We start from the raw sequence: 24,382 nt of genomic DNA on the forward strand, positions 1-24,382 counted from the left end.
CCATGACCCACCACCCCATCGTGATCATCGGCGCCGGCCTCGGCGGCCTCACCCTGGCCAGGGTGCTGCACCAGCACGGCTTCGAGTGTGCGATCTTCGAGCTGGACACCGGACCCGGTGCCCGATCCCAGGGCGGGCTGCTCGACCTGCACGAGGACACCGGCCAGGAAGCGTTGCGCGCCGCCGGGCTCCACGAGCGGTTCCTGGCCGCGGTGCACCCCGGCGGCCAGGCCTTCCGCGTGCTGGACAGCAAGGCCGTGGTTCACCTGGACGAGCCGGACACGGACGGCGGCCGCCCGGAGATCCCGCGCGCGGCACTGCGCGACCTGCTGCTGGACTCGCTGCACCCGCGCCTGATCCACTGGGGCGCCAAGGCAACCGGCGTGCGAGCCCTGGGCGACGGACGGCACGAGGTCGCCTTCGCCGACGGCACCGTGGTGACCACCGACCTGCTCATCGGCGCGGACGGCGCCTGGTCCAAGGTCCGCCCGCTGGTCTCGGCGGCCCGGCCCACCTACACCGGCGTGTCCTTTGTGGACCTCTACCTGCACAACGCGGACGAACGCCATCCGGCGGCCGCGGCGGCGGTCGGCGGCGGGATGATGTTCGCCCTCGGCGAGGGCCGCGGCTTCCTGGCCCACCGCGAACCCGGCGGCACCCTGCACGTCTACTGCGCACTCGCCGCCGAACCCGAAACCATCGAGGCGAGCAAACCCGCGCTGCTGGCCGAGTTCGCCGACTGGCACGAGCAGCTCCGCGGGTTCATCCAAGGAGCCGAGAACCCCCTGGCCATCCGCCCCGTGCACGCCCTGCCCATCGGCCACCGGTGGGAACGCACGCCCGGCGTGACCCTGCTCGGTGACGCCGCGCACCTGATGTCCCCCTTCGCCGGGGAGGGCGCCAACCTGGCCCTGATCGACGCCGCCGAACTCGGCATGGCGCTGGTGCACAACCCCGGCGACCCGGAGGCCGCGCTGGCCGGGTACGAGCAGGCGATGTTCCCGCGCAGCGAGGCCGCGGCCGCGATGTCCGCGGACGGCCTGGTGCTGTGTTTCCGCCCTGACGCCCCGCGCGGCCTGGTCGGGCAGATGGCCCAGTTCCGCGCCTGAGTAGCCGTCGTACCTGGTCAGCCGGTGTATTCCGGCGCCCGGGTGAAAGAGGATACGGCGCACCCCTGTCGCCACGCCGGAACGCGGCCAACACTCTGCACGCCGATGGCCGCCCGGCCCGGCCGGCAGACAGGGGAGATCAGCGATGTCCAGACCCCGCACGCCCAGGTTCGGCGGCGCCCTGCGCGCGGCCGCCTGCCTGGCGCTGGTGGTGCTGACCACCGCCACCGGACTCAGCGCGCCACCCGCCGCCGCGGCGGCCCCGGCGGCCGTGCCCTCGGTCGCGCCACCCACCCGGTGCGCCTTCCCGGTCACCGGCAAGATCGCCCAGCGCTGGACCGCGCTGCGTGGCGAACACGGCGGCCTGGGCTGCCCCACCGCGGCCGAGGGCGGCATCCCCGGCCGCAACGGGCGCAAGCAGGTCTTCGAACGCGGGGAGATCGCCACCTCGCCCGATCACGGCCCGGACATGGTCGTGGCCGCCTACCTGCGCGGGGCCGAGGTGGTCATCGACTGGGGCGTGATGGACGGCCCCGAGCACCGCAGCTGGCGGCTGAACTGGACGCACAACGGCGCCTTCGCGGGCAACGACGGCTTCCTCTTCCGCGACCCGCGCTCGGGCACCTTCAGCACCGTGCTCGGCCAGGGCCACGGCCGCTACGAGTTCACCGTGGAGGGCTTCGACAGCGAAACCCACTCCGACCGCGGCCGCAGCGTGCCGGTCGGGGTGAACCTGGCCGACCTGCGCGCGCAGGCCGACTGCGGCGCGGTCCAGGTGGTCAACGGAACCCACGCGCAGCGCTGGCAGGAACTCGGCGGCAAGGACGGCATCTTCGCCTGCCCCAAGAACAACGCGCTGCCCACCGACGTCTTCGGCAAGCCGGAGGGCTCGCGCCAGTCTTTCGACCACGGCACGATCAGCACCTGGTACCGCCAGGTCGACGGCAAGCCCTGGATGGCCACCGCCTCGGCCGCGAACTACCTGAGCTGGGTGCACCTGCGCTGGCACTCGCCGGACTTCTACAACCGGTTCGTCATCCAGGTCAAGGGCGAGCACCCGGCCACCTACTACAGCAGGCCGCCCGGCTTCGACGACGGTTTCCTGGGCGTGCAGCGGGCCGACGGCCAGGTGTCCTTCCGGATGGGGGGCAACGCGGAGGTCACCATCCACGGCTGCCGGCCTGACCCGTTGGGCGGCCCGGTGAACTGCAGCTACCCGGTCATGCAGGCCTTCCTGTCCGCCGATCCGCCGCGGTCGATGGACCTGCCCGGCCTGACCACCTCCGACCCGGCGCAGGCCATGGCCAAGCTCGGCGCGCGACAGGCCGAGTCGGTGCGCTACTACGCCTGCTACCGGATTCCCGAGCCCAACGGGGCCGACCCGGTGGTGCTGTGGCCGGAGGAGCGACCCGGTGACGACCAGGGCGTGCACCTGGCCGCGATGCTGGAGAGCGTCCGGCTGTTCGGCCCGGACTTCGCCTGCCCAGGCCAGCGTCCGGCGATCGACCTGGCCAACGAGGTGCTGCGCAACATGCGGCCGCACGGCACCGGCACCTCGCACCCGGGGTTCTCGGCCGGGCCGGTCGCCTGCTCCCGCCGGGTCGGCGACTACGACACCTTCCTCAAGTCGCTGATGATCATCGTCTACCGGCACTGGGACCTGCTGCGGGCCGAGACCCGGCAGCACATCACCGGGCAGCTGATGACCGAGACCGGTGGGCACTCCCAGGACGATGAGAAGATCCGGCTGTGCGGGCTGGTCGACCTGCCCGAGTCGGAGAACCACCGGCTGATGATCGAGGCGTCCAAGTACCTGTCCAACCAGGTGCTGCTGGACCAGACCGGCAAGGCCGAGTTCCACAACACCGGCAACGGCATGCGCGACGAGCTGCTGAAGATGCTGCACCGCTTCGCCAAGTTCGACCTGCTGGAGTTCAACTCCCGCAACTACACCCGCTACTCGATGCAGGCCCTGTTCATCCTGCACGACTTCGCCCGCGACGAGGAGATCCGCACCGCGGCCAGGGTCGTGCTGGACTACCTGACCACCAAGTTCTCCGTCAGCAGCAACGGGATGCGCCGGGCGGGCCCGTTCCGCCGGGTCACCCCGAACATGGACGCGAAGAACAAGGTCTACTTCTCCGGCGGCTCCGACCCGCAGACGCCGTTCTTCATGCTGTGGACCGGTTTCCGGCCGGTGGACAATTCCGGCGAGCAGGACATGTGGTTCATCGCGCCGAATGAGACCTTCCCCGGCTGGAAGGGCCGGGACGTGATCCCGGAGTGGTTCGCGCACGAGGCCGCGATCGCCTCGATGACCTGGTACCTGCCGCCGAACTCGGCCATCCGCACCTCGATGGCCCGGCCGGATCAGCCCTACCAGGTGGCCTACTACCACGGTGAGCGGCCGCGGCTGAGCTTCGCCAACGAGAACGCCGCGGGCGGGGTGGAGATCTACGCCCAGTCCAAGTCCTTCACCGTCACCGCAGGCGGTATGTGGCTGCCCAGCGGGTACGGGCTGGACGAGTGGTTCAACCGGTTCGCCGACAACGAGAACTACGCCTGGGCCCAGGCCACCACGCTGATGCCGGTGCGCAACCACAAGAGCGCGCCGACGATGTGGGAGAACCTGATCCGCTTCAACGGCCGCGGTGACCTCAAGTCGAACGGGAGCGGCGGCTGGTACTACACCGAGCGCGGCGTGGTGAACACCTGCGTGCAGGGCGGCTTCGCCTGCGGGCTGAACCTGGTGGTGCCCAAGGTGTGGCAGGACTGCGCGGTCCGCGATGTGAGCAAGCCGAACTGGGAGTTCCTCGACCTCAACACCGAGGCCTGCGGCAAGCTCGGCATCTCGGTGGCCATCCGGTCCACTGTGGACAGTGAGATGGCCGGCAAGGGCATGCGCGGCAACGGCGGGTTCTTCTACGCCGCGGAGTCAACGGCCCTGCCCTTCGCCCAGTTCGTGGACAAGACCCACACCGCGAACAAGGCGTTGCCCGAGGTGCTGGAGGTGGGCAAGGAGCACCCGTTCGTCGCGCCCGACGGCAAGCGGCTGACCTTCTTCCTGCGCACCCCGGACAACAGCTACCACGCCCCGCAGGTGGCCTCGGTGGACGGTGTGGCCAAGCCGAACTGGTCCACCACCCCGCTGGCCCAGGGCGAGGCGCTCAGCGCCACCGGGCACGACGGCCTGCTCACCCTGACCGACAAGGCCTGTGGCAGCCGGACCGAACTGGACTTCCGCACCGAGCTGAAGCCGGTGGTCCGGGCCAACCACGGCACCTGCGGCCTCACCCAGGCCGAGGCGGCCCTGCACGAGGCAACCAGGCTGTGGGGGCAGGGCAAGCGACCCGAGGCCGCGGCCAAGGGGCAGGAATCGCTGGGGCTGCTGCGGCAGGTGTCCAGGGACGACCGCCGGGCGACCGTCCTGTTCGGACAGTGGGCGCGCTCGCCGATCGCGCAGTACCTCGGTGACGCCGAGGCGATCTCGGCGCTGCGCGAGGCGGTGAACGGCTATCGGATGCTCAAGCTGCGCGAGCCCGACCAGCGTGAGCACCAGGCGTATGAGGCGACCCTGGAACTCGACCTGGGCATCCGGCTGTACAACGCCGGTGACCGGTGGCAGGGCGCCGCGCACACCCGGACCGCGCTGAACCTGGTCCGCGATCTGGCCGCGGTGGACCGCAAGTACGCCGAAACCCTGGCCACCTGGGGCAACTGGCCGGTGAGCCCGTACCTGGCGGCCACCGGGCAGGGTCCGGAGTCCCTTGCCGTGCAACGGGAGTCCAGGGAGACCTACAAGCGCCTGGTCGCCGAACAGCCCGGCAACAAGGAGTTGCGCAGCCGGGAGCAGCAGGCGCTGATCGGCCTCGGCACCCGGCTCTGGGAGGGGGGCGACCGGCCCAACGGCCTGGCCGCGGTGCTGGAAGGCGTTGACCTGGCCCGGAAACTGGCCACCGAGGACCTCGCCTACGCCACCGTGTTCGGTGAGTGGCTGATGAACCCGGCCAGCGGCTACCTGGCCGAGTCGGGACGGCAGGCCGAGTCGGTGACCCTGCTGCGCGAGGCGGTGGACACCTACCAGCGCCTGATCACCGCCCAGCCGCAGAATCCGGTGCACCGCTACAACAAGAGCCGGGCCTTCATCTCGCTCGGACATCGGTTGTGGCAGAACGGGACCAAGGACGAGGCCACTGCCAGGGTGCTCGACGGCATCACCCTGGTCCGGCAACTGGCCACCGCCGACCCGTCCTACCGGCCGACCCTGGCCGAATGGCTGATCAGCCCGGCCAGCCACTACCTGGACGGCACCGGCAAGCGTCCGCAGGCGGTGGAGGGAGTCAAGGAGGCGATCAACCTCTACACCGCGCTCAACGCCACCGATCCGGGCACCTACGGGCCGAAACTGGCGGCGGCGAAACGTCGGCTAACGGAACTGGGTGGCTGATTGTCCGAATCGCGGAAAAGAGTGTGGGAAACTGAAGTTCTTCTCGGCGTACGTTCTTGGTGTCAGCCGCAAATGGCTGACGAGAAATCCAAGACAAATCCCGAGGAGTACTCATGGACATCGTGCGGGTTTGGAAGGACGCGGAATACCGTCGGTCGATGGGCGTCGTGGCGCACCCGGCCGGTGAGGTCGACCTGTCCGACGCGACGCTGGCCACCGTGGCCGGTGGAGCCGGCAAGACCTGGGTCTGCCCCAGCAAGTTCATCTGCCAGACGACCCAGCTGACCACGACCACCACCACCGCGCAGACCGCCAAGAGCGTCTGCGTCTGCCCGTAAGGGTCCCGCCGGGGCCGTGCCTGAAGAAGGCGCGGTCCCGGCGTTTTCATTTCCCGCCGACCGTTCCGAAAATTCCGAGGAGGGCAGGACCCATGTCCGTGCCGACCCACGCCATTCCGGCCGTTCCGAGCACGGCCGTCGACCTGCCCTGGGAACTCGCCGCCACCATTGCCGAACGCCTGCGCGGAATTGGCCCGGCGCCACTGTCCACCGCCGAATCGGCCATTGGCGAGCGCCGGCTGCGACTCTGGCGGGAACTCTCGCCGTTCCAGACCGAGGACCTGGACCGGGCCTTCGCGCCACTGGGTGCCGACGCCGCGGAACTCGCCGACCTGCTCGGCGAGCCAGCGGAACGACTGCGGGAACGCCTGGGTGACGAACCGGCCTGGGTACGGCAGTTCACCGCCGCGCTGACCAACCGGAAACCACTGCCGCCCGAGGTGGACGTGCTGCCCGAGCACCTCGGCTTCGCCGAACTGGTGCGCCCGCAGCTCCGCCTGGCGCTGGGCTGGCTGGCCGCCGCCCTGGACTGGACCGGGTTGCCGCCGGGCCTGCTTTCCGTGCTGGCCAACGGGATCCCGATCGTGCCACTGGCCCAGGCCGTGCAACGCACGCTCACCCTGGAGCTGAACGTGGCCAGGGTGCAGGGCAGGCTGACCGGCGACACCCCGGAGGACCGGTTCCACAGCTTCACCCAGGCCCTGCGCGACCCCGAGACCGCGCTGACCCTCTGGCGCGAGTACCCGGTGCTGGCCCGGCACGTGCAGGGCGTGCTGTGCCGCTGGTTCAGCACCAGGGTCGAGTTCGCCCAGCACCTGGCCGCGGACCGGGCCGACCTGGTCGACACCCTGCTGGGTGGCGCGGATCCGGGCCGGGTGACCGAGGTGGGTTTCGGCTCCGGCGACACCCACCGCGGTGGCCGCACCGTGGCCATCCTGCGCTTCGAGCACGCCACCGTGGTCTACAAACCCCGCTCCCTGGCCGTCGACCTGGTGTTCAACCGCTACCTCGACTGGTTCAACCGCCGGGATCCCCAGCACCCACTGCGGGTGTTGCGGGTGCTGGACCGTGGTGAGCACGGCTGGGTCGAGTTCGCCCAGACCGGCCCGTGCGCAGGGACCGAGGAGCTACGCGCGTTCTACTGGCGCACCGGCGCCCTGCTCGGCCTGCTGCACTCCTTGCGCGCCACCGACATCCACATCGAGAACATCATCGCCGCCGGGGCCGATCCACTGCTGGTCGACCTGGAAGCCCTGTTCCACACCAACCCGTGGGAGGGAGACGGCTCTGAACTGTCGCCGCCGCAACGCGCCTACGCCGAATCGGTGCTGCTGGTCGGTCTGCTGCCGCAACCGGTGGTGGTGCGCGATCCGGAGGGCCGCAGCTTCACCGCGGACCTGTCCGGGGTGGCCGGGCGCGGCGGGCAGAGCCTGGAGGCGGTGCCGGTGCTGGAGGCCATGGGCACCGACGAGATGCGGGTGGTCAACCGGCACGTGGACACCGAGGGCTCCGGCAACCTGCCCAGCCCGGCCGACGGCGCCGAGGTGCGGGTGCAGGAGTACGCCGGTGACGTGCGGGCCGGATTCTCCTTCTGCTACCGGCAGATCCTGGCCGACCGCGAACACCTGCTGGCCCCCGGCGGCCTGGTCGGCGAGTTCGCCGGAGTCACCCTGCGGCTGATCCTGCGGGCGACCAGGTTCTACGGCCGGGTGATGGAGGAGAGCCTGCACCCGGACTTCCTGCGCGATGCCACCGACCGGCAACGCGCGCTGTCCCGGCTCTGCGAGGCCCCCGAGGACCTCGGCCAGGCCACCGGGGTGCTGGCCGCCGAACTGCGCGCGATGTGGCTGGGTGACATCCCGTTCTTCGAGTTCACCCCCGGCGCCCGCGACCTGCTCCTTGACGACGGCCGGGTGCTGCCCGCGGTGCTGGACCGGGCGCCCCTCGATCTGGTGCGAGAGCGGATCGGCCGGATGAGCGAGCCCGACCTGCGCCGCCAGCTCGGCCTGATCCGGGACTCCTTCCTGCTGCTGGAAGCCGGTCCCGAGGCAGGCGCCGTCCGCGCCATCCCACCGCGATCCGCCCCCGGCGCCCTCGCCGCCGAGGTCGAGCCGCTGGGCCGGGACGAACTGCTCGCGATCGCCGAATCGGTGGGGGAGAGCCTGCTCGCCAGCGCACTGGCCGAGGGCAACCGGATCGGCTGGCTGGGTATCGACCTGGCCGACGAACGGCACTGGCAGATCGCCCCCGGCACCCAGGACCTCTACGGCGGCCTGGCCGGGATCGGCCTGTTCCTGGCCTACCTGGCCAAGCACACCGGCCGGGACCGCTGGCACACCACGGCCGGGCTGGTCGCCGACGAGGTGGCCCGGCTGACCACCCGCCGCGCCAGGGAATGGGCCAAGCTGCCGCACAGTCAGCGCACCAGCCTGGTCCGCGACCTGCCCTGGGACGTCGGCGGCTTCGGCGACCTCTCCGGCGGTATCTACTACCTCGCGCACGCCGCCGCCGTGCTGGACCGGCCCGGCCACCTCGACCACGCGGCCGAGGCGCTGCCACTGCTGCGCGCGGTGCTGCACCGGGACGAGGCATACGACGTGCTCGGCGGCTCGGCAGGCGCCATCCTCGGCCTGCTCGCCCTGGCCGACAGTCCACATCGGACAGAAGCGCTCCGGCTGGCCGAGCTGGCCGCCGATCACCTGCTGACCCACCGCCTGGACACCGAATCCGGCTACGGCTGGATCGCCACCGGCGCCACCCAGCCGCTGACCGGCCTCTCCCACGGCGGCGCCGGCATCGCGATGGCCCTGGCCCGCTTGCACGCGCGCACCCCGCACCCGGACTACCTGCGCACCGTCACCGGCACCCTCACCCACGAGAACAGCCACTTCGTGCCCGGCGCGGCGAACTGGCTGGACCTGCGCGAGTACACCCCCGAGGGCGGCGCCAGCCACGCCTGGTGCCACGGCGCGCCCGGTATCGCACTGGCCCGCCAGGACCTGCTGCGGCACGACTTCCTGGCCGGGCAGGCCGATCAGCTGCGCGCCGACCTGGCCGCCGCCATGCACACCACCGCTGTGGTGCAACGGGTTTCGGCGGACTGGGGCGGGCTGGGCAACCACAGCCTGTGCCACGGCGAACTCGGCAACCTGGACGTCCTGCTCAGCACCGGCGCCCTGCCCGGACCCGAACTCGACCTGCTGCTCGCCGCCCAGCTCGCCGACGCCGGGCGGACCGGCTGGCGCTGCGCGGTGCCCGAGGGCACCAGCACCCCCGGCCTGATGCTCGGCCTGGCCGGGATCGGCTACGGCCTGCTGCGCTTCGCCGAACCCCAGGCCACTCCGTCCGTGCTGCTCCTGGAAGCACCGGCCCGATGACCGAGCTGTACCGCCCCGCGGCCGTGCGCGCGCACCAGGCCGCCCCGCGCGGCGGCGAACCCGAGGACCCGAAGGCCCGCCCGATCCGGCCGCGCTGGTGGCCCGCGGTGGCCGCGATCAGCATGCTGGCCGCCGCGGTGGCCACCTGCCTGCTGGTCCGGGTGCCGGTCACCGCCCGCGCCACCCCGACCGGGGTGGACGGCGAAACCGTCACAGCCGTGGTGGTCAACGGGAAACAGCCCGGCCTCGGCGCTCTCGCCCAGGTGACGACCGGCGGCGGCACGCTGTCCGGTGAGGTAGTGGCGGGCGCACCCGAGTTGCGGATCCGGGTGCCGGGGCTGGCCGCGGACCGGGTCACCGCCATCGCGATCAACCTCGGCAGCCGCCCGTTGCTGCTCGACCTGCTGGACTGAAGGGGGAAACACCGTGCGCACGCGTCGAATCCGGGTCGAACTGCAGAACACCAACGCCGAATGCGGCCTGGTCTGCCTGGCCATGATCCTCTCCAGCCACGGCTGCGAGATCTCCTCCCAGGAACTGCGCGACCGGCTCGGCACCGGCCGGGACGGCACCAGCGCCCTGGAACTCCTGCGGGTGGCCAGGGAATGGGGCCTGCGCGCCGAAGCCAGGCGGGTCGAACCAGCCGATCTGTCCACAATGGACACGCCGTTGATCCTGCACTGGAACTTCAGCCACTTCGTGGTGCTGGAACGTTTCGCCGCCGACCGGATCACCATCGTCGACCCGGCCTCGGGCCGCCGGGTGGTCTCGGCCGAGGAGTTCGACCGCAGCTTCACCGGCGTCGCCCTGGTGCTCACCCCGACCCCGGCCATGCCCCGCCGCAAACGGCAGACCCTGCGCGCGCTGATCGCCTTTGTCCGCACCGTGTTCCCGCGGGCCAGGGCGGTGGTCGCGCTGGTGGTGCTGTGCTCGGTGCTGCTGGTGCTGCTCGGCCTGCTGCCCGCCCTGCTCACCCGCTACCTGGTCGACGAACTCGTGCCCGGCGGCCAGCCGGGCGCGCTCACCGCACTCGGCCTCGGCCTGATCGCCTTCGTCGCCGGGCAGGCCATGACCGGCTACGCGCGGGCGGAACTGTTGGTGTACCTGCAAACCCGGACCAGCCGGAACCTGTCCACCCGGTTCCTGCGGCGACTGCTGGATCTGCCCTACTCCTACTTCCAGCTGCGCACCGGCGGCGATCTGCTCAGCCGGTTCGGCAGCAGCGAGGTGATCAGGGACCTGGTCACCGCCCAGTTCCTGGCCGTGCTGCTGGACGGCGCGCTGGTACTGCTCTACCTCGGCGTGCTCTTCGCCGGTTCGGTGCCCTTCGCGCTGGTGGTGGCGGGCACCGGGGTGCTCAACCTGGTGGTGCTGTGGGTCTTCGCCCGGCGCGCGCACGAGCTGACCGAGGTGCAGCTCAACCGGATGGCCAGCACCCAGAGCTACCTCCTCGAGACCGTGGTCGGAGTGGAGACGATCAAGGCATCCGGCGCCGAGGACCGGGCCTACCAGCGCTGGTCCCGGATGTTCGACCGGCAGCTGCGGGTCAGCATGGACCGGCAGTCCCTGGACAACCACCTGGAGCTGTGGCTGACCGTGCTCCGGGTCGGCATGCCGTTGGGACTGCTGTGGTTCGGCGCGTACCTGGTGCTCGGCGGGCAGCTCGGACTGGGGGAGTTGCTGGCGATGAACACCCTGGCCGGCTCGGTGTTCGCGCCGCTGACCTCCCTTGCCATGACCGGCAAGTCCTTCCAGACCGTTGGCGTGCACCTGGGCCGGATCCAGGACGTGCTGCGTGAAGAACCCGAGCAGCCGGACCGGGACCGGGTGATCAGCCCGCGGATCAGCGGCGAGATCGAGCTGCACCAGGTGAGTTTCGGCTACGGCCCGGAGGCCGAACCCGCGGTGCGCGAGGTCTCGGTGCACTGCCCGGCGGGTGCGAAGATCGCCATCGTCGGCCGTACCGGCTCCGGCAAGAGCACCCTGGCCCGGTTGCTGCTCGGCCTGCACCGCCCGAGTTCGGGCACGGTCAGCTTCGACGGCATCCCGATGGGCCTGCTGGACCTGACCGCGCTGCGCGGCCAGTGCGGGGTGGTCATGCAGACCCCGCACGTCTACAGCGGCTCCATCCTGGACAACCTCACCCTCAAGGCCCCCGACGCCACCTTCGACGAGGTGGTGCGCGCGGCGACCGTGGCCGAGGTGCACGAGGACCTGATGCGGATGCCGCTGAACTACCACACCGTGCTCTCCGAGGGCGGCGCCGGACTCTCCGGCGGCCAGCTGCAACGCCTCGCGATCGCGCGGGCGGTGCTGGGGGAGCCCAGGATCCTGCTCTTCGACGAGGCCACCAGCCACTTGGACGCGGCCACCGAGGCGGCGGTGCAACGGAACCTGGACGAGCTGGGCTGCACCAGGATCGTGATCGCGCACCGGCTGAGCACGGTCCGCAACGCCGATCTGATCATCGTGATGGGCGAGGGCGCGATCACCGAACTCGGCTCGCACGAGGAACTGCTGCGCAGCGGCGGGCCCTACAGCACGCTGGTGGAATCCCAGCTGATCTAACTCGCCTCCGGCTCGGCGACCTCCTCGGCCACCCGCGGCGGCCAGGACCCCGCGACCAGCACCCCGGCCGCGTAGGCCCTGGCCACCAGGGTGACCCGGTTGGAGGCGGCGAAGGCCCGCTGCATGGCGGCCAGGTGGTACTCGACCCCGCGCACGCTCAGGTGTAACCGGGCGGCGAGGCGCTGGGAGGTGGCACCGGCGGCGATGCCCTCCAGGATGCGAGCGCGGGTGGCGCTCAGGGCGGGAGTCCTGTCGTGCGCTGTCACCAGTTGATGATCTCGCCGGGACACCCGCGAAGGCACCGTGGAACCACCACGAGAATAAGGCGGCTCAGGCCCGTAAACCGGCTCGTCCGGTGATGCCGAGCTTGCGGTAGGTGGCGCTGAGATGGCCCTCCACGGTCCGTTCGGTCAGGCCCAGTCGTGCGGCGATGTCCCGGTTCGTGTAGCCGTTGGCGGCCAGCGCGGCCACCCGGGACTCGCGGTCGGTGAGTGCGCCGGGTCCGGTGGCCGGACGGGGTGTGGCCGAGGTCCCGAGTCGCCGCCGGGCCGAGGCGGCCAGTCCGCAGGCGCCGCAGGCGAAGGCCACCGCCCGCGCCTCGGCGAGGGCCTCGCGGGCCAGGCGGCACTGTCCGGCGGCCTGGCGGGCCTTGCCCAGGTCCAGGAGGGTGCGGGCCAGGTCGAGGCGGGCGGTGGTCGGGCGGAGCAGGGCCGCGGAGTCCTGGAGCAGGTCCAGGCCGCGGCTGCCGCCGGTGACCAGGCCGAGGGTGCGGTGCGCGATGCCGAGGGCCTGGCCGGAACCCCATTCCACGGCCAGTTCGTAGGCGTGTTCGGCGAGTTCGCGGGCTAGGTGCGGTTGCTCGCGGCGCAGGTGGGCGCGGGCGGCCCAGGACCGCCAGTCTGGGGCGGCCGGGTTGCGGTGACCCAGCCGGGACTGACGTTCGCCGCAGCTCAACAGGTCGGCCAGGCCGCCGTCGAGATCACCACCGGCCAGCCGGGCGCGGCCGCGGGCGAGCAGGAAGGAGTTCCACAGGTAGGAGGACTCCAGGGCCGGGGTGCTGACCACGGTGTCCAGCAGCCGCAGTGCCTGCGCCGGGCGGTCCCGGTCCACCAGGGCCTCGGCGAGCAGGCCCAGCGGCACCAGGTGCGGGAACCCGGAGACCTCGGCGGGCAGCAGGTCGAAGGTGGCCCGCGCGGTGCGGATGGTCTCGCGCAGTTCACCGTCGGCGGCGGAATGGGCTGCGCGCAGGGACAGCATGATGGCCTGGTCGAACACCGAACCCGACTGCTCGGCGCGGCTGATGGCGGCGTCGATGTGCTTGCGGGCCAAGGCGTTCTGACCCGACCACAGCAGCACCCACACCGGCGCGGCCGCGGCCACCCCGGCCAGCGGACGCGCGCTCGCGGCCAGGGCGAGCCGGGCCAGGGTGGCCGCCGGGGTGGCTGGGCCGCCGAAGAGGGCGGTGGCGAAGGCCAGTGCGCCGAGCAGGGTGCGCTCACCCTCGCTGTCGCCGAGGGTGTTGTGCCGCAACCGGTTCGCCTCGGCCCCGGCCTCGGCGGCGGTGCTCTCGTCCAGCACGCCCCAGGTCAGCCGCCGGGCGTCCAGGGCCAGCGCGGCCTCCCGGTCGTGCGGGCGCAGCCGGTCCGCGGTGTGGGCCAGCACCCGGACCGCCTCGTCCAGGCGGGATTCGCGCACCAGGTCATCGCCGAGCACCTCGGCCACCGCACGCTGCCGGGCCGGGTCGGTGAGCTGCTCCAGGGCTTCCGCGAGGTGCCGGGCACCGGCCGCGGGCTGGGCCACCGACTCCGCGAAACCCAGTGCCACCAACAGTTCCATACGATCCGCGGCCGAGGGTGGTTCGGCCAGCGCGCGCCGCAGGTAGTGCGCGGCGGCCTCCGGTGCGCCGCGCTGGGTGGCCTCGTCGGCGGCGGCCCGCAGGATCCACACCGGCCAGTCCTGACCCGCGGGCGGCAGCCGGAGCAGGTGTGCGGCGACCTGCGCCACCGGCGCGCCCACCGCGGTGAGCAGCCGGGCGGCCGCGCCGTGCAACTCCTGCCGTCGCGGCCCGCACACCCCGGCGTAGACGGCCTCGCGCAGCAACGGGTGCGACCAGCTCAGCGTGTCGTCGGCCAGCAGCCCGGTGGCCCGCAGTTCCGCCGCGCACCGACCGGCCTGCTTGATGTCCATTGTGGACAGTGCGGCGGGCAGGCCGGGATCGGTGGTCTCGCCGAGCACCGCGAGGGCCTCGGCGAACCGCCAGACCTCCGGCCGGAAGCGGGCGAGCCAGTCCAGCAGCGAGCGCCCGAAGACCTGGCCGCCGAACCCGCTCAGCCGCCGGGCCGGATCCCGGGCCAGTGCCCGGCGCAACAACCCGGCCAGCAACGGGTTGCCGCCGGTGAGCCGGTGGCAGGTGGCCGGTTCGGTGCCGGTCAGGGTGGCGATCGCGGACTCGCTCAGCGGACCCAGCGGCAGGTGCGCACAGCCGGATTCCGGCCCACCCGGCCGCAGCAGCAGTTGCAGCAGCCGCAGGCGTGGGTGACGGCCGCGAAGGTGCGCCAGCCAGCGCAGCGATGCCTCGTCGGCGAACTGGGCGTCGTCGACCACCAGCACCGCCGCCCGCGCCCGCCCCAGCACCGCGCGGGTGCACGCGCACAGCCCGTGCGCCACCGCGAACGGATCCCGCCCGCCGCCGGTCAGCGCCGACCGGGCCGGGCCACGGCACAGCTCGGCCTCGGCGAGCACCGGTTCGAGGAGTTGCCTGGCCACCCCGTAGCCGAACTCCCGCTCCAGCTCGTCGCAGTGCGCGCGCAGCACCGGCACCCCGGCGGGCAGCCGTGCGGTGAAGGCCCGCACCAGGCTGGTCTTGCCGATCCCGGCCGGGCCGGTCACCAGCACGGTGCGCGACTGTCCGGCGCACACCCTGGCCAGTTCCGCGTCGAGCCGGGCCAGTTCGGCCTCCCGCTCCAGCAGTTCGCAGTTCATCCGGCCTGGCCAGGAAGTTCGGCCCGGGAGCGGATGCCCAGCTTGCGATAGCTGGTGCTCAGGTGGGTTTCCACGGTGCGCAGGGTGAGGTGCAGTTCGGCGGCGATCCGCCGGTTCGTGTAGCCGCCGGCCGCCAGCTCCACCACGCGCCGCTCGCTCTGGGACAGCGCGGGCAGCCCGGCCGCCGGGCGGGTCGGGAACCGTCCGCCCGCGGCGGCCAGCCGGTCCCGCGCGGCCGCGGCCAGGCCACCGGCCCCGCACCGGTCCGCGGTCTCCAGGGCCCGGCGCAGCGCGGTCCGGGCGGCGGGCAGGTCCCCGCGCTCGGCCAGCAGCGCGCCGGTGTCCAGGAGTGCCCTGGTCAGCTCCACCGGAGCCCCGGCGAGCTGGCCGGTGGCCTCGGCGAGCAGCGCCAGGTCGCCGGTGGCCAGTCCCAGCAGGCCCAGTGCGGTGCCGATGGCCCGCGCGGTTCCCCACTGCCGGGCCAGTTCCAGGGACTCCTCGGCCAGCCGCACCGCCTCGGCCTGCTCGTTCAGGGTGAGCAGGGCGCGCACCGCCCAGGCCCGCCAGGGCACCGCGACCGGGTTGTCGTGCCCTGCCGTCCGCATCACCTCGCCCACCGCCAGCAACTCGGTCAGCCCGGCCCGCACCTCGCCGCGTTCGATCCGGATCCGGGCCAGCACCGCCTGGTGGAACTCGGCCCCGATCACCGTCCTGGTCACCGGCACCGCGAGGCTGTGCAACAACTCCTCGGCCTCGGCCGCCCGGCCCTGGTCCAGCAGCACCGAACCGTGCACGCCGAGCTGGATGAACCGCATGAACCCGGCCAGCTCCTCCGGCACCAGCTCATCGGCCTGTCCCGCGAACAGCTCGGCCTCGGCCAGTTTCCCGGCGAACAACGACACCTGGGCACGCAGGGCCAGGTGCAGGCCCAGGCCGGGGATGGAGTGGGTGCGCCGGGCCCCGGCAATGGCCTGATCCGAGTAGTGCGCGGCGAGGTCCAGTTCGTCGGCCCAGGTCAGCGCGGCGACGCTGGAGGTGTGCAGCGGGTTGGCCAGCTCGGCCACCGGGGTGGCCCGCAACGCCCGCGCGGCCAGCGCCGCGGTTTCCCTGGCCGGGGCGTTGTACAGCGCTTTCCCGTGCGCCAGCGCGACCAGTCCGACCCGCTCGCCAGGGGTGGCGCAGGGGAGGGCGGCGCCGTCGGTGGCCAGGACCTCGGCCCGGTGCGCGGCCGAGTGGTCCACGCTCATCATCAGCCAGCGCCCACGCAGGATCCGGGCCACATCCGGTTCGGACCCGGCCAGCTCGTCCGCGGCCCGGCCGAGCACCTCGATCGCCTCCGGCTCCCGGCCCTGCCCGGTCAGCGTTTCCGAGAGCGCCACCGCGACCCGCAGCCGGGTGGGCGGATCGGCGATCTCCGGCAGCACCCCGAGTAGGTGCTCGATGCTGTCGGCCGGACTGACGAAGGCCGCGGCCAGGCCGTGCCGCACCACCACCTCCACCCGCTCGGCGGCCGGGGGTGGTTCGGCCAGCGCGCGGGCCAGGTAGTCCGCGGCCACATCCGGCGCGCCCCGGCCGATCGCCTGGGTGGCCGCGCCGCAGAGCAGGCTCACCGTCCACGGATCCGCGGCCGGCGCGGCCTGCCGCAGGTGCGCGCACACCTGCTCCAGCGGCGCGCCGTCATCGTGCAGCAGGGTGGCGGCGCGGCGATGCCAGTCATCCCGTTGCCGCGGGCCGAGCTGCTCGTAGACCACCTCGCGCAGCAGCGGATGACTCCAGCGCAGTGGCAGTCCCGGCCGCAGCAATCCCAGCTGCCACAGGTGGTCCCCGGCCCGGCGGCAGTCGGCCAGGTCCAGCCCGGTCAGCCGGGCGAGCAGGCCGGGATCCGCGCACTCGCCCAGCACGGCGAGGGCTCCGGCGAAGGCCCGGCCCGCCTCGGTGAACCCGGCCAGCCAGCCGCGCACGGTGTCGGCGAAACGCAGGCTGGTGAACCGGGACAGCTCGCGCGGACCGGCCGGGTCCATGGCCAGTGAGCGGGCCAGCAGCGGGTTGCCGCCGGTGGCCTGGTGACAGGCCCGCACCAGCTCCGGCGTCGGCGGCTCGGCCAGCGCGTTGGTCAGCAACCGGCCAAGGCCGGCCTCGCTGAGCAGGCCGGGCCGGATCAGCCCGCAGCGCGGATCAGTGGCCAGCCAGGCCAGTGGGTCCGGTGGCGCGTCCCGGTCGCTGGTCCGCCTGGTGAGCAGGAACAGCACCGGGTAGCCGCGCAGCCGCCGCCCGGCATAGCGCAGCCAGCGCAGTGAGGGCGCGTCCGCCAGGTGCGCGTCGTCCACCACCAGTACCAGCGGTCCGCGGCGGGCGGCGTTGGCGCACAACCAGTACAGCCCGTGCAGCACCGCGAACGGGGCGTCCGCGGGCGGCTCGGCGGCGGCGTCCTCGGTCAGCACCAGTGCGGCGGGCCCGGCCGGTCCGGAGAGCAGGTCGTCCCGGGCCACCCCGGCCAGCAGTGGCCGGAAAAGCTGCCGGACCATGCCGAATGCCGGGGCCCGTTCCCATTCCCCGCACCAGGCCCGCAGCACGGTGGCGGTATCCGCGACGGCGCCGTTGGTGAAATGTTGAACCAAACTGGTTTTGCCTATTCCGGCCGGGCCTTCCACCAGTACCACCCGGGCCGACCCGGCCGCGGACAGGGCGGCCTCCTCGGTCAGCCTGGCCAGCTCGTCCTCGCGGTCCAGCAGCTCAGGGGTGGTGCGTGCGCCCACGAGCATCCCTCCCGATCTGGCGGCATCGGATTTCTCCAGTCAGGTTAACCCCGGTTTATCCCAGGAATGTCACGCTCACCCGACGAAGGGATCGAATTGTCTGATCGCCATTCTCGCCGCTGTTGTCGAAATAGGTAAACAAAGGGTAATCGGCGACCCGATAACCGTTGACCGTTCCGCCCGGCCAGCGGGGCGGCCCGGCACGCCGTGTGCGATCCTGGCGGACCCGGGCGTTTCCCCTCCGCGGAGCGGGTCCGCCCGTCATGCTGTTGGCCCACCGTTGCCCCGGAGCGAGGAGCGAGAAGTGTCCGCCGACTTGGAGCGGCTTGCCGCCGAGTTCGAGAAGTTCCAGGCCAAGATCAAGCAGGCCGAGGTGAAGTTCGCCGGCGTCGGGGAGATGCAGGAACGCCTCGGCCAGCTCGAAGCCTCGGTGACCTCCCGGGACCGCACCGTGACGGTGACCGCGGCCGCCGGTGGCACGGTGACCGGCATCCAGCTCAGCCCGGACGCGGTGCGCCAGCCCGCCCCCGCGCTGGCCGCCACCATCATGTCCACCCTCAACGCCGCGGTCGCCGAGGCCGTGCGCCGCCAGGCAGGCATCGTGGACGAGACCGTCGGCGCGGCCTTCGGCCTCAGCGCCACCGAACAGGTCCGCCAGGCCCAGGAGCAGAACCTGGGAACCGCGGTCGAGGAACTCACGTCACACCACGGCAAGGCGCAGGCCCAGCCGAAGGCCCGCCCGGTCAAACGGGACGACGACGAGTACTTCGGCGAGTACAGCGTTTACGGCGACGAAGAACCCCGGCACTGAGGACGGCACCGATGACAGGCCCCGGCAAGGTGAAAGTCAACGTTCCCGCGCTGACGAACTACGCCAAGCAGCTGGAGTACTACAGCTCCGAGGCGGACAAGTTCGGCCGCCTGGTCGACCAGGCCGATGTGACCAACGAGGCATGGGGTGTCATGGGCGCCTTCGCCAAGGGCGCCTACACCGACCGGCTCGGCGAGCTGCGCGAGCTGCTGGCGGCGATGAAGGAGGGCGTCGCGGACCTCTCCGGCAAGCTCCTGGACACCGCCGCGATCTACAAGGGCGCCGAGGACGACGCGGTGATCAAGTTCGGCAAGCACGAGGCCAGGATCGACGGCCCGCGCGGGGGGAAGAAGAAGCCATGACCGAGCCACGGCAGAGCATCGCGGACGGCCTCAACGTCTCCCAGTACGACGAGAGCTTCGCCGCCAACGCCGATCGGGCGGCCACCAAGACGCCGATCATCGGCGACGCCTACAAGGCGGGCAAGTCCATCGCCGCGCACGCCCAGGAAATGGGCCAGGCCCAGGACGCGGGCGACCTGGCCTCCTCCGCCGGGAAGCTGGCCGGGGACGGCGCGGCCTTCGTCGGCGGGGCCGCCGCGGACGTCACCACCTTCATGATGGACCCGATCGGCTGGCTGGTCAGCAACGGGCTCAACATCCTGCTCGAACTCGTGCAGCCGCTGCAGGACGCACTGCACCAGGTCTCCGGCGACGGCCCGGCCATCGGGCACGCCTCGGACAACTTCGTCACCATGGCCCAGGGTTTCGTCGCACTGGCCGAGGACTTCGAGAAGACCGGCGACAACTCGCTCAAGGACTGGGTGGACGAGGCGGGCGACGAGGCACGCAAGGCCCTCGCCGACTTCTCCACCGGCATCCGCGGCGTCGGCTCCTGCGCGGGCTCGGTGGCCGAGGTGCTGCAGATGTGGTCCATGGTGATGGTGGTCATCGAGGAGGTGATCAAGGCGATCATCTCCGAGCTGATCTCCTGGCTGATCACCATCTGGCTGCCCGCGCTGGCCACCTCGATCATCTCCTTCGGCAGCTCGGTGGCCGCGGCCATGACCGCCTCCATCGCCAAGGCCGCCGCGGTGTTCAAGAAGGTCATGGGCTACCTCGGCAAGTTCGGCAAGCTGCTCAACATGTTCATGGAGTTCCTGGCCAAGTACGCCACCAAGGTCATCGAGTTCACCGGCAAGCTGCGGGTGGGCAAGGTGGTGGAGAAGGGCGACCGGGCCATCCCGCTGATCGGCAAGGTGGCCGACCGCACCGTGTTCCAGCCCAGCCGCCGGGTGATCACCACCGGCTTCGGCACGCACACCGGGGTCGGCCCGCTGGCCACCGGCGTGGGCATCAAGGCCGGGGCCGGCGCGGGCAAGGGCGTGTACAAGGAAGGCAACGAGGAACGCAAGGAAGACGGCCCGATCTTCAACAAGAGCGGCATCGGCGGCGATCACACCGTTGAGGAAACCCGCGGCAACCTGGACATGTAGCGTCGCGCCATGGCTGTCCCGAATCCCGAGTTCCGGCCGCGGGTCCGCGCCCTGGTCGAAGGCCAGTGGCGCGAACCCGTTGTCGTGCTGCACCTGGGCGATGTCGGCCCCGACTTCTTCGTGCCCGGCAGGCGCAAGGACGGCACGATCAAGGGCAAGCGCCTGATCCGCCGGTTCTTCTGGAACCTGATCCGGATCCCGGTCGGCACGGTGGTCAGCGTGGTGCTCTCGGTCATGGGCGGCGGCGCGGCCAGCATCTTCGGTGGCAAGGGCGCGGTGCGCGGACCGGAGCACGCCCAGGCCCTCGGCCTGGTCGACGCGGCCAAGGCGGCGGAGAACCCCTGGCTGGTCTACTCGCCCTCGCACATCGGCGTGGTGGACACCGGCTACTCCGACGATCCCGCGACCAACGAACCGGCGAAGCTGGTGTGGCACGAGACCGCCCCGCACGCGCCGAGGATGTGGCCGCGCAAGCAGACACTGGTCTGGCCGGACAAGTCGGAGTTCCGCTTCGACCTGACCCACGAGGAACTGGGCGTGCTCAAGCAGTCGTCCTGACCCGCAGCGCGCGGTCGCGCAGTTCGGCAACGCCCAGCGCCAGCGCGATCATGGTCAGCAGGGCCGCGCAGACCATGGAAACGGTCAGCGACAACGGATAGTCCTCGCCGGTGGCGCTGATCGCGGTGTGGAAGACGGTGGCCAGCACCGCGGTGCCGACCGCGGTGCCCAGCCGCTGTCCGGTCTGCAACGCGCCCCCGGCCACCCCGGCCATCGCGGTGGGCACCCGTTCCAGGGTGAGCGTGGTGTTCGGCGAGATGATCATGCCGCTGCCGATCCCGCCCACCAGTAGCGGCACCAGCATGGCCCAGCCCAGTGCGGCGGCCGGGACGAGCAGCGCGAGCCCGGCGATGGCCAGCAGGCTGAGGGTGACCAGGCTCAGCCCGGTGACGGTGAGGCGGCGGCCCCAGCGCTCGATCAGCCGCCCGGCGATGATCGCCGAGACCGCCGAGCCGACCGCGAACGGCGTCACCGCCAGCCCGGACTCCAGTGGCGTGAAACCCAGGCCCTGCTGGAAAAAGACCGCGAAGACGAGCCAGATGCCGGTGAACGCGCAGAAGTACACCGTGCCCAGGGTGGCCCCGCTGGCGAAGCCCGGCACCGTGCTGAACAACCGCGGGTCCAGCAGCGGCGGCCGACCCAGCCGGACCAGGCGGCGTTCCCACCACACGAAGGCCACGCCCAGCACGACGGCGAGTGGGAGCAGCCACCACACCTGACCCAGGTTGCCCTGTTCGATCTCCAGGATCGGGAACAGCACGCCCACCACGGCCAGTCCCAGCAGCAGCGCGCCGAGGAAGTCCAGTTCGCGGGCCACCCCGCGCAACCGGGCCGTGGACTTCGGCAGCAGCCGGGCGGCCAGCACCAGGGCCAGCGCGCCGATCGGGATGTTGACCAGGAACACCCAGCGCCAGCCCTCGGGATCGCCGAACACGGCCAGGATCACCCCGCCCAGCACCGGGCCGACCGCGGTGGAGATGCCGACCACCGCGCCGAACAACCCGAAGGCCCGCCCGCGTTCCGGACCGCGGAACAACTCCTGGATCAGCCCGGTGTTCTGCGGGGTGAGCAGACCGGCGGCCATGCCCTGCAACAGCCTGGCCACGATCAGCAGCTCCGGGGTGCTCGCGGCCCCGGCCAGCGCGCTGGTGAGCACGAAGCCGGTGAGCGCGATCAGGAACATCCGGCGGCGGCCCAGCGCGTCACCCAGCCTGCCGCCGAAGACCAGCACCAGGCCGAAGGTGAGCGCGTAGCCGGAGACCACCCACTGCACGCCGCCCGCGGTGGCGCCGAGGTCGCGCTGGATCGAGGGCAGCGCCACGTTCACGATGCTCACGTCCAGCAGCACCATGAACCCGGCGGTCAGCGTGACGGCCAGGGCTCGCCAGCGCCGCGGGTCCGGTTCGGCGCTCGGTTCGGGTTCGGATCGGGTCACCGGGACATCCTCGCGCGAAATCCCCGGACCGGCGCGCCGAACCTGTCGGATTTCTGTCCATCCGGGCCGGGTAATGGCCAAAAGTGTCAGAGGGAATGCACGGTGTGGGCAGTGGTCGTGGAATGCCGTCGGAATACCGTAGTTTCGCGATCGGCCACGAACACCGAAGCAGGGAGAAGGAAATGAACATGCGCACTGTGCTGAAGACCGGGGTGTCGGTGGCGGCCGGTCTGGTGCTGCTCGGCCAGACCGCCCTCGCCGCGCCCGCCGGTCCGGCCGACCTGGCCGACGCGGCCAACCAGAGCTGGCTGCGGGTGACCCAACAGTTGATCAGCGCGCTGCCCCGGTCGGTGGACCAGCCGGGCAAGGACAGCGCGCTGCTGGTCAGCTTCCAGCCGCAGGCCCGGATGAACGGCGTCTTCGGTATCGCCCGCGACCCCGACCTGGGCGAGCTGGCCCGGCTCACCGCCAGGATGCCCGGCTACCAGCTGCCGTGGGTGCTGCGGGTCCGCGGCACCGGCACGCCGCAGACCAAGGCTCTGGCCAGCGGTTATGGCCTGACCGAGCAGAGTACGCGGGACCTGGCCGTGCTCAAGGCAGGCACGCCGCTGCCCGGTATCGCCATCCCCGGCGCGGTGGTGCGCAAGGTCGACGGCCGCTCCGCCGGGACCTTCCTGGACATCGCGGTCAAGGCCACCGGCGTGGACCGGGACAGCGTGCGCGACCTGTTCCGCCCCGAGCTGTTCGACCTGCCCGGCGCGAGCGCGTACGTGGTGGAGCGGGACGGCAGGCCGGTGGCCACCGCGCTGGGTCTGCGCGGCGGCGGCATGGTCGCGCCGTACTACCTGTTCGCGCTGCCGGAGGTGGCCGGTCAGGGCTACGCGCAGCTGGCCGCCGAACGCCTGCTCAAGGACTCCTTCGCCACCGGAGTCAAGGCCGCGCTGATCGGCACCGAACCCACCAATGAGGCACTGGCCCGCACCCTGGGATTCCGCACGGTGGACACCTGGACCACTTACAGCGCACCCCGCGGCTAATACGGGAAAAACGCGGAACAACCGCCGGTGCGAGAATTCTCGCACCGGCGGTTCGCTTTTGTCGGGTGACGAAAAACAAATTCGCCACCCAAGTACGCCGACTGCCCCGGCGGCCGGCGGCACCCGTGTTCGCCCGCCAGGTTACATAGCATGCTATATATTCGCAAGGTATGGATCTCGGGTAGGGTGGCCGCATGGTCTCCGACCTCGAGGTGGACGAGTTCGCCCAAGCCTGCAACCGGGTCTACGCCCTGATGCGCCGCAACCGCAGCAGCCTGGCCGCCAGCTCGGGCGCCGATCAGCTCTCCGAGTCCCAGCTCGCCCTGCTGACCCCGCTGGCCGAACACGGCCCGCTGCCGGTGGGCAAGGTGGCCACACTGGCCAAGGTCTCCCAGCCCACCGCCACCCGCGCGCTCAAGCAGCTGGAAACCCACGGCATGGTCCGCCGCGACCGCTCCACCCAGGACGACCGCACCGTCCTGGTCGCCCTCACCCCCGAGGGCACCGCCGCCCTGTCCGGCGCGGTGGACCGGATGCGCGAACTCCAGCGCGCGGCCCTGGAAACCCTGCCGCCCTCCCGCCGCGCACCCATCGTCAAGGCACTGACCGACCTGGCCAAGGCCATCGACCAGTCCAGCTGACCCCCACCCCCGCACCCCAAAGCCCAGCCCACACCCCACCCGCGTGTTGGCCGTTCTCGTACCCGGTGTTGGCCGAACTGGTACACCCTCCGGCCAACACACCGTCCACAACGGCCAACACACCGTCCAGTTCGGCCAACACACCGTACGAGAACGGCCAACACGGTGGTGGGGTGGTTAGCGTTGCGCGGCGAAGGCTCGCAGGTGGGTCAGTGCGGTCTGGACCGCGTTGACCAGGTGTTGCCGGGAGCCGGTGGCTCGATGCGCTACCGCGCCGCCCTGTAATGCGCTCACCATCAGGGCTGCCAGGGCGGCGGGGTTGGCCGAGGGCAGCAGCTCGCCACGGTCCCGCATGGCCTGCAGGCCCTCGGTCTGGAGTTCGATGAGGTCCTGGTAGGCGCGGCCGGCCAGGAGTTCCTCGCGGCCGCCCTCGGCGAGCTGGTCGGCCGCGGGTGGCTACCGTCGGCGGCATGAACCTCAACGGACCGATCACCCGCCGCTTCGTCACCGGGTTCAACGGCCTGGTCCTGCGGTTGCGCGGCTCCGCCCGCTGGGGCAGCTTCCTGAGCAGGTACTTCACCGTCCTCACCTACACCGGGCGACGCTCCGGCCGAACGTTCAGCCTCCCGGTCGGCTACCGGCGTGCGGGCGAGACCGTCACCATCACGGTGCTGCTGGCCGGGACCAAGACCTGGTGGCGCAACTTCCTCGGCGAAGGCGGCCCGCTGACCCTGGAACTGGACGGGGCCGCGCGGACCGGGCACGCGGTGTCCCGGCAGGTCGGCGGCAACCGCGCCAGCGTGCTCGTCACCCTGGACTGACAGGTCC

Annotated in this window: 18 protein-coding genes; 13 read left to right on the plus strand and 5 right to left on the minus strand. The window is 71.8% G+C overall.

Annotation, left to right across the window (positions count from 1 at the left end; genetic code table 11):
* The first annotated feature begins 2 nt into the window (after positions 1–2).
* The 6 genes from HNR67_RS24990 (at position 3) to HNR67_RS25015 (ending at position 11,839) form a co-directional block, all read left to right on the plus strand.
* Positions 3–1,109, plus strand: a complete 1,107-nt coding sequence (locus HNR67_RS24990) for an FAD-dependent oxidoreductase (RefSeq protein ID WP_185004657.1) — start codon at positions 3–5, stop codon at positions 1,107–1,109.
* Between the two features lie 145 nt (positions 1,110–1,254).
* Positions 1,255–5,556 carry a hypothetical protein gene (locus HNR67_RS24995; protein ID WP_185004658.1) on the plus strand — a complete coding sequence of 1,434 codons (4,302 nt, stop codon included), beginning with the start codon at positions 1,255–1,257 and terminating at the stop codon, positions 5,554–5,556.
* 113 nt (positions 5,557–5,669) lie between these two features.
* The gene (locus HNR67_RS25000) at positions 5,670–5,894 is read left to right on the plus strand and encodes a mersacidin/lichenicidin family type 2 lantibiotic (RefSeq protein WP_185004659.1); all 225 of its coding nucleotides are present in this window, start codon (positions 5,670–5,672) and stop codon (positions 5,892–5,894) included.
* A gap of 92 nt (positions 5,895–5,986) precedes the next feature.
* A complete protein-coding gene (locus HNR67_RS25005) occupies positions 5,987–9,271 on the plus strand; it encodes a type 2 lanthipeptide synthetase LanM family protein (protein WP_185004660.1) in 3,285 nt (1,094 codons plus the stop codon).
* On the plus strand, positions 9,268–9,684 hold the full coding sequence (locus tag HNR67_RS25010; protein ID WP_185004661.1) for a hypothetical protein: 417 nt from the start codon (positions 9,268–9,270) through the stop codon (positions 9,682–9,684). The genes HNR67_RS25005 and HNR67_RS25010 overlap by 4 nt, the downstream gene beginning before the upstream one ends.
* A 13-nt stretch (positions 9,685–9,697) precedes the next feature.
* A complete protein-coding gene (locus tag HNR67_RS25015; protein WP_185004662.1) occupies positions 9,698–11,839 on the plus strand; it encodes a peptidase domain-containing ABC transporter in 2,142 nt (713 codons plus the stop codon).
* On the opposite strand, the gene HNR67_RS25020 is transcribed toward HNR67_RS25015, so the two are convergent.
* The 3 genes from HNR67_RS25020 to HNR67_RS25030 form a co-directional block, all read right to left on the minus strand.
* On the minus strand, positions 11,836–12,105 hold the full coding sequence (locus HNR67_RS25020; protein ID WP_221490042.1) for a LuxR C-terminal-related transcriptional regulator: 270 nt from the start codon (positions 12,103–12,105) through the stop codon (positions 11,836–11,838). The two genes, HNR67_RS25015 and HNR67_RS25020, sit on opposite strands and share 4 nt — an antisense overlap.
* A gap of 64 nt (positions 12,106–12,169) precedes the next feature.
* Positions 12,170–14,821 carry an AAA family ATPase gene (locus tag HNR67_RS45805; protein ID WP_185004663.1) on the minus strand — a complete coding sequence of 884 codons (2,652 nt, stop codon included), beginning with the start codon at positions 14,819–14,821 and terminating at the stop codon, positions 12,170–12,172.
* The gene (locus HNR67_RS25030; RefSeq protein WP_185004664.1) at positions 14,818–17,577 is read right to left on the minus strand and encodes an ATP-binding protein; all 2,760 of its coding nucleotides are present in this window, start codon (positions 17,575–17,577) and stop codon (positions 14,818–14,820) included. The genes HNR67_RS45805 and HNR67_RS25030 overlap by 4 nt, the downstream gene beginning before the upstream one ends.
* A 304-nt stretch (positions 17,578–17,881) precedes the next feature.
* Here HNR67_RS25030 and HNR67_RS25035 point away from each other — a divergent pair, with 304 nt between their 5' ends.
* The 4 genes from HNR67_RS25035 to HNR67_RS25050 are packed head-to-tail and all read left to right on the plus strand — an operon-like array spanning position 17,882 to position 20,441.
* Positions 17,882–18,388 carry a YbaB/EbfC family nucleoid-associated protein gene (locus HNR67_RS25035; protein WP_185004665.1) on the plus strand — a complete coding sequence of 169 codons (507 nt, stop codon included), beginning with the start codon at positions 17,882–17,884 and terminating at the stop codon, positions 18,386–18,388.
* 11 nt (positions 18,389–18,399) lie between these two features.
* Entirely contained in the window at positions 18,400–18,750 is a 351-nt protein-coding gene (locus tag HNR67_RS25040; protein WP_185004666.1) for a WXG100 family type VII secretion target, read from the plus strand.
* The gene (locus HNR67_RS25045) at positions 18,747–19,883 is read left to right on the plus strand and encodes a hypothetical protein (RefSeq protein ID WP_185004667.1); all 1,137 of its coding nucleotides are present in this window, start codon (positions 18,747–18,749) and stop codon (positions 19,881–19,883) included. Before HNR67_RS25040 ends, HNR67_RS25045 begins: the two co-directional genes overlap by 4 nt.
* A 9-nt stretch (positions 19,884–19,892) precedes the next feature.
* A complete protein-coding gene (locus tag HNR67_RS25050; RefSeq protein ID WP_185004668.1) occupies positions 19,893–20,441 on the plus strand; it encodes a hypothetical protein in 549 nt (182 codons plus the stop codon).
* Here the strand turns inward: HNR67_RS25050 and HNR67_RS25055 are convergent.
* Complete coding sequence (locus HNR67_RS25055; protein ID WP_312987989.1) at positions 20,425–21,876, minus strand: MFS transporter; 1,452 nt, start codon at positions 21,874–21,876, stop codon at positions 20,425–20,427. The two genes, HNR67_RS25050 and HNR67_RS25055, sit on opposite strands and share 17 nt — an antisense overlap.
* A 188-nt stretch (positions 21,877–22,064) precedes the next feature.
* On the opposite strand from HNR67_RS25055, the gene HNR67_RS25060 reads away from it, so the two are divergent.
* The gene (locus tag HNR67_RS25060; protein WP_185004669.1) at positions 22,065–22,913 is read left to right on the plus strand and encodes a GNAT family N-acetyltransferase; all 849 of its coding nucleotides are present in this window, start codon (positions 22,065–22,067) and stop codon (positions 22,911–22,913) included.
* A gap of 194 nt (positions 22,914–23,107) precedes the next feature.
* Positions 23,108–23,554, plus strand: a complete 447-nt coding sequence (locus HNR67_RS25065) for a MarR family winged helix-turn-helix transcriptional regulator (protein ID WP_185004670.1) — start codon at positions 23,108–23,110, stop codon at positions 23,552–23,554.
* Positions 23,555–23,731: 177 nt separating this feature from the next.
* On the opposite strand, the gene HNR67_RS25070 is transcribed toward HNR67_RS25065, so the two are convergent.
* Entirely contained in the window at positions 23,732–23,908 is a 177-nt protein-coding gene (locus tag HNR67_RS25070) for a hypothetical protein (RefSeq protein WP_185004671.1), read from the minus strand.
* A 116-nt stretch (positions 23,909–24,024) separates the two neighbouring features.
* Between HNR67_RS25070 and HNR67_RS25075 the strand changes: the two genes are divergently transcribed.
* Positions 24,025–24,375, plus strand: a complete 351-nt coding sequence (locus HNR67_RS25075; protein WP_185004672.1) for a hypothetical protein — start codon at positions 24,025–24,027, stop codon at positions 24,373–24,375.
* The last annotated feature ends 7 nt before the right edge of the window (positions 24,376–24,382 follow it).

This window comes from Crossiella cryophila (assembly GCF_014204915.1).
GTDB classification, from domain to species: domain Bacteria; phylum Actinomycetota; class Actinomycetes; order Mycobacteriales; family Pseudonocardiaceae; genus Crossiella; species Crossiella cryophila.

Excerpts from the sequence above, each read along its gene's own strand:
- HNR67_RS24990 (WP_185004657.1), top strand. The coding sequence starts at position 3 with ATGACCCACCACCCCATCGTGATCATCGGCGCCGGCCTCGGCGGCCTC.
- HNR67_RS24995 (WP_185004658.1), top strand. The coding sequence starts at position 1,255 with ATGTCCAGACCCCGCACGCCCAGGTTCGGCGGCGCCCTGCGCGCGGCC.
- HNR67_RS25000 (WP_185004659.1), top strand. The coding sequence starts at position 5,670 with ATGGACATCGTGCGGGTTTGGAAGGACGCGGAATACCGTCGGTCGATG.
- HNR67_RS25005 (WP_185004660.1), top strand. The coding sequence starts at position 5,987 with ATGTCCGTGCCGACCCACGCCATTCCGGCCGTTCCGAGCACGGCCGTC.
- HNR67_RS25010 (WP_185004661.1), top strand. The coding sequence starts at position 9,268 with ATGACCGAGCTGTACCGCCCCGCGGCCGTGCGCGCGCACCAGGCCGCC.
- HNR67_RS45805 (WP_185004663.1), bottom strand. The coding sequence starts at position 14,821 with ATGAACTGCGAACTGCTGGAGCGGGAGGCCGAACTGGCCCGGCTCGAC.
- HNR67_RS25040 (WP_185004666.1), top strand. The coding sequence starts at position 18,400 with ATGACAGGCCCCGGCAAGGTGAAAGTCAACGTTCCCGCGCTGACGAAC.
- HNR67_RS25045 (WP_185004667.1), top strand. The coding sequence starts at position 18,747 with ATGACCGAGCCACGGCAGAGCATCGCGGACGGCCTCAACGTCTCCCAG.
- HNR67_RS25050 (WP_185004668.1), top strand. The coding sequence starts at position 19,893 with ATGGCTGTCCCGAATCCCGAGTTCCGGCCGCGGGTCCGCGCCCTGGTC.
- HNR67_RS25060 (WP_185004669.1), top strand. The coding sequence starts at position 22,065 with ATGCGCACTGTGCTGAAGACCGGGGTGTCGGTGGCGGCCGGTCTGGTG.
- HNR67_RS25065 (WP_185004670.1), top strand. The coding sequence starts at position 23,108 with ATGGTCTCCGACCTCGAGGTGGACGAGTTCGCCCAAGCCTGCAACCGG.
- HNR67_RS25070 (WP_185004671.1), bottom strand. The coding sequence starts at position 23,908 with ATGCGGGACCGTGGCGAGCTGCTGCCCTCGGCCAACCCCGCCGCCCTG.
- HNR67_RS25075 (WP_185004672.1), top strand. The coding sequence starts at position 24,025 with ATGAACCTCAACGGACCGATCACCCGCCGCTTCGTCACCGGGTTCAAC.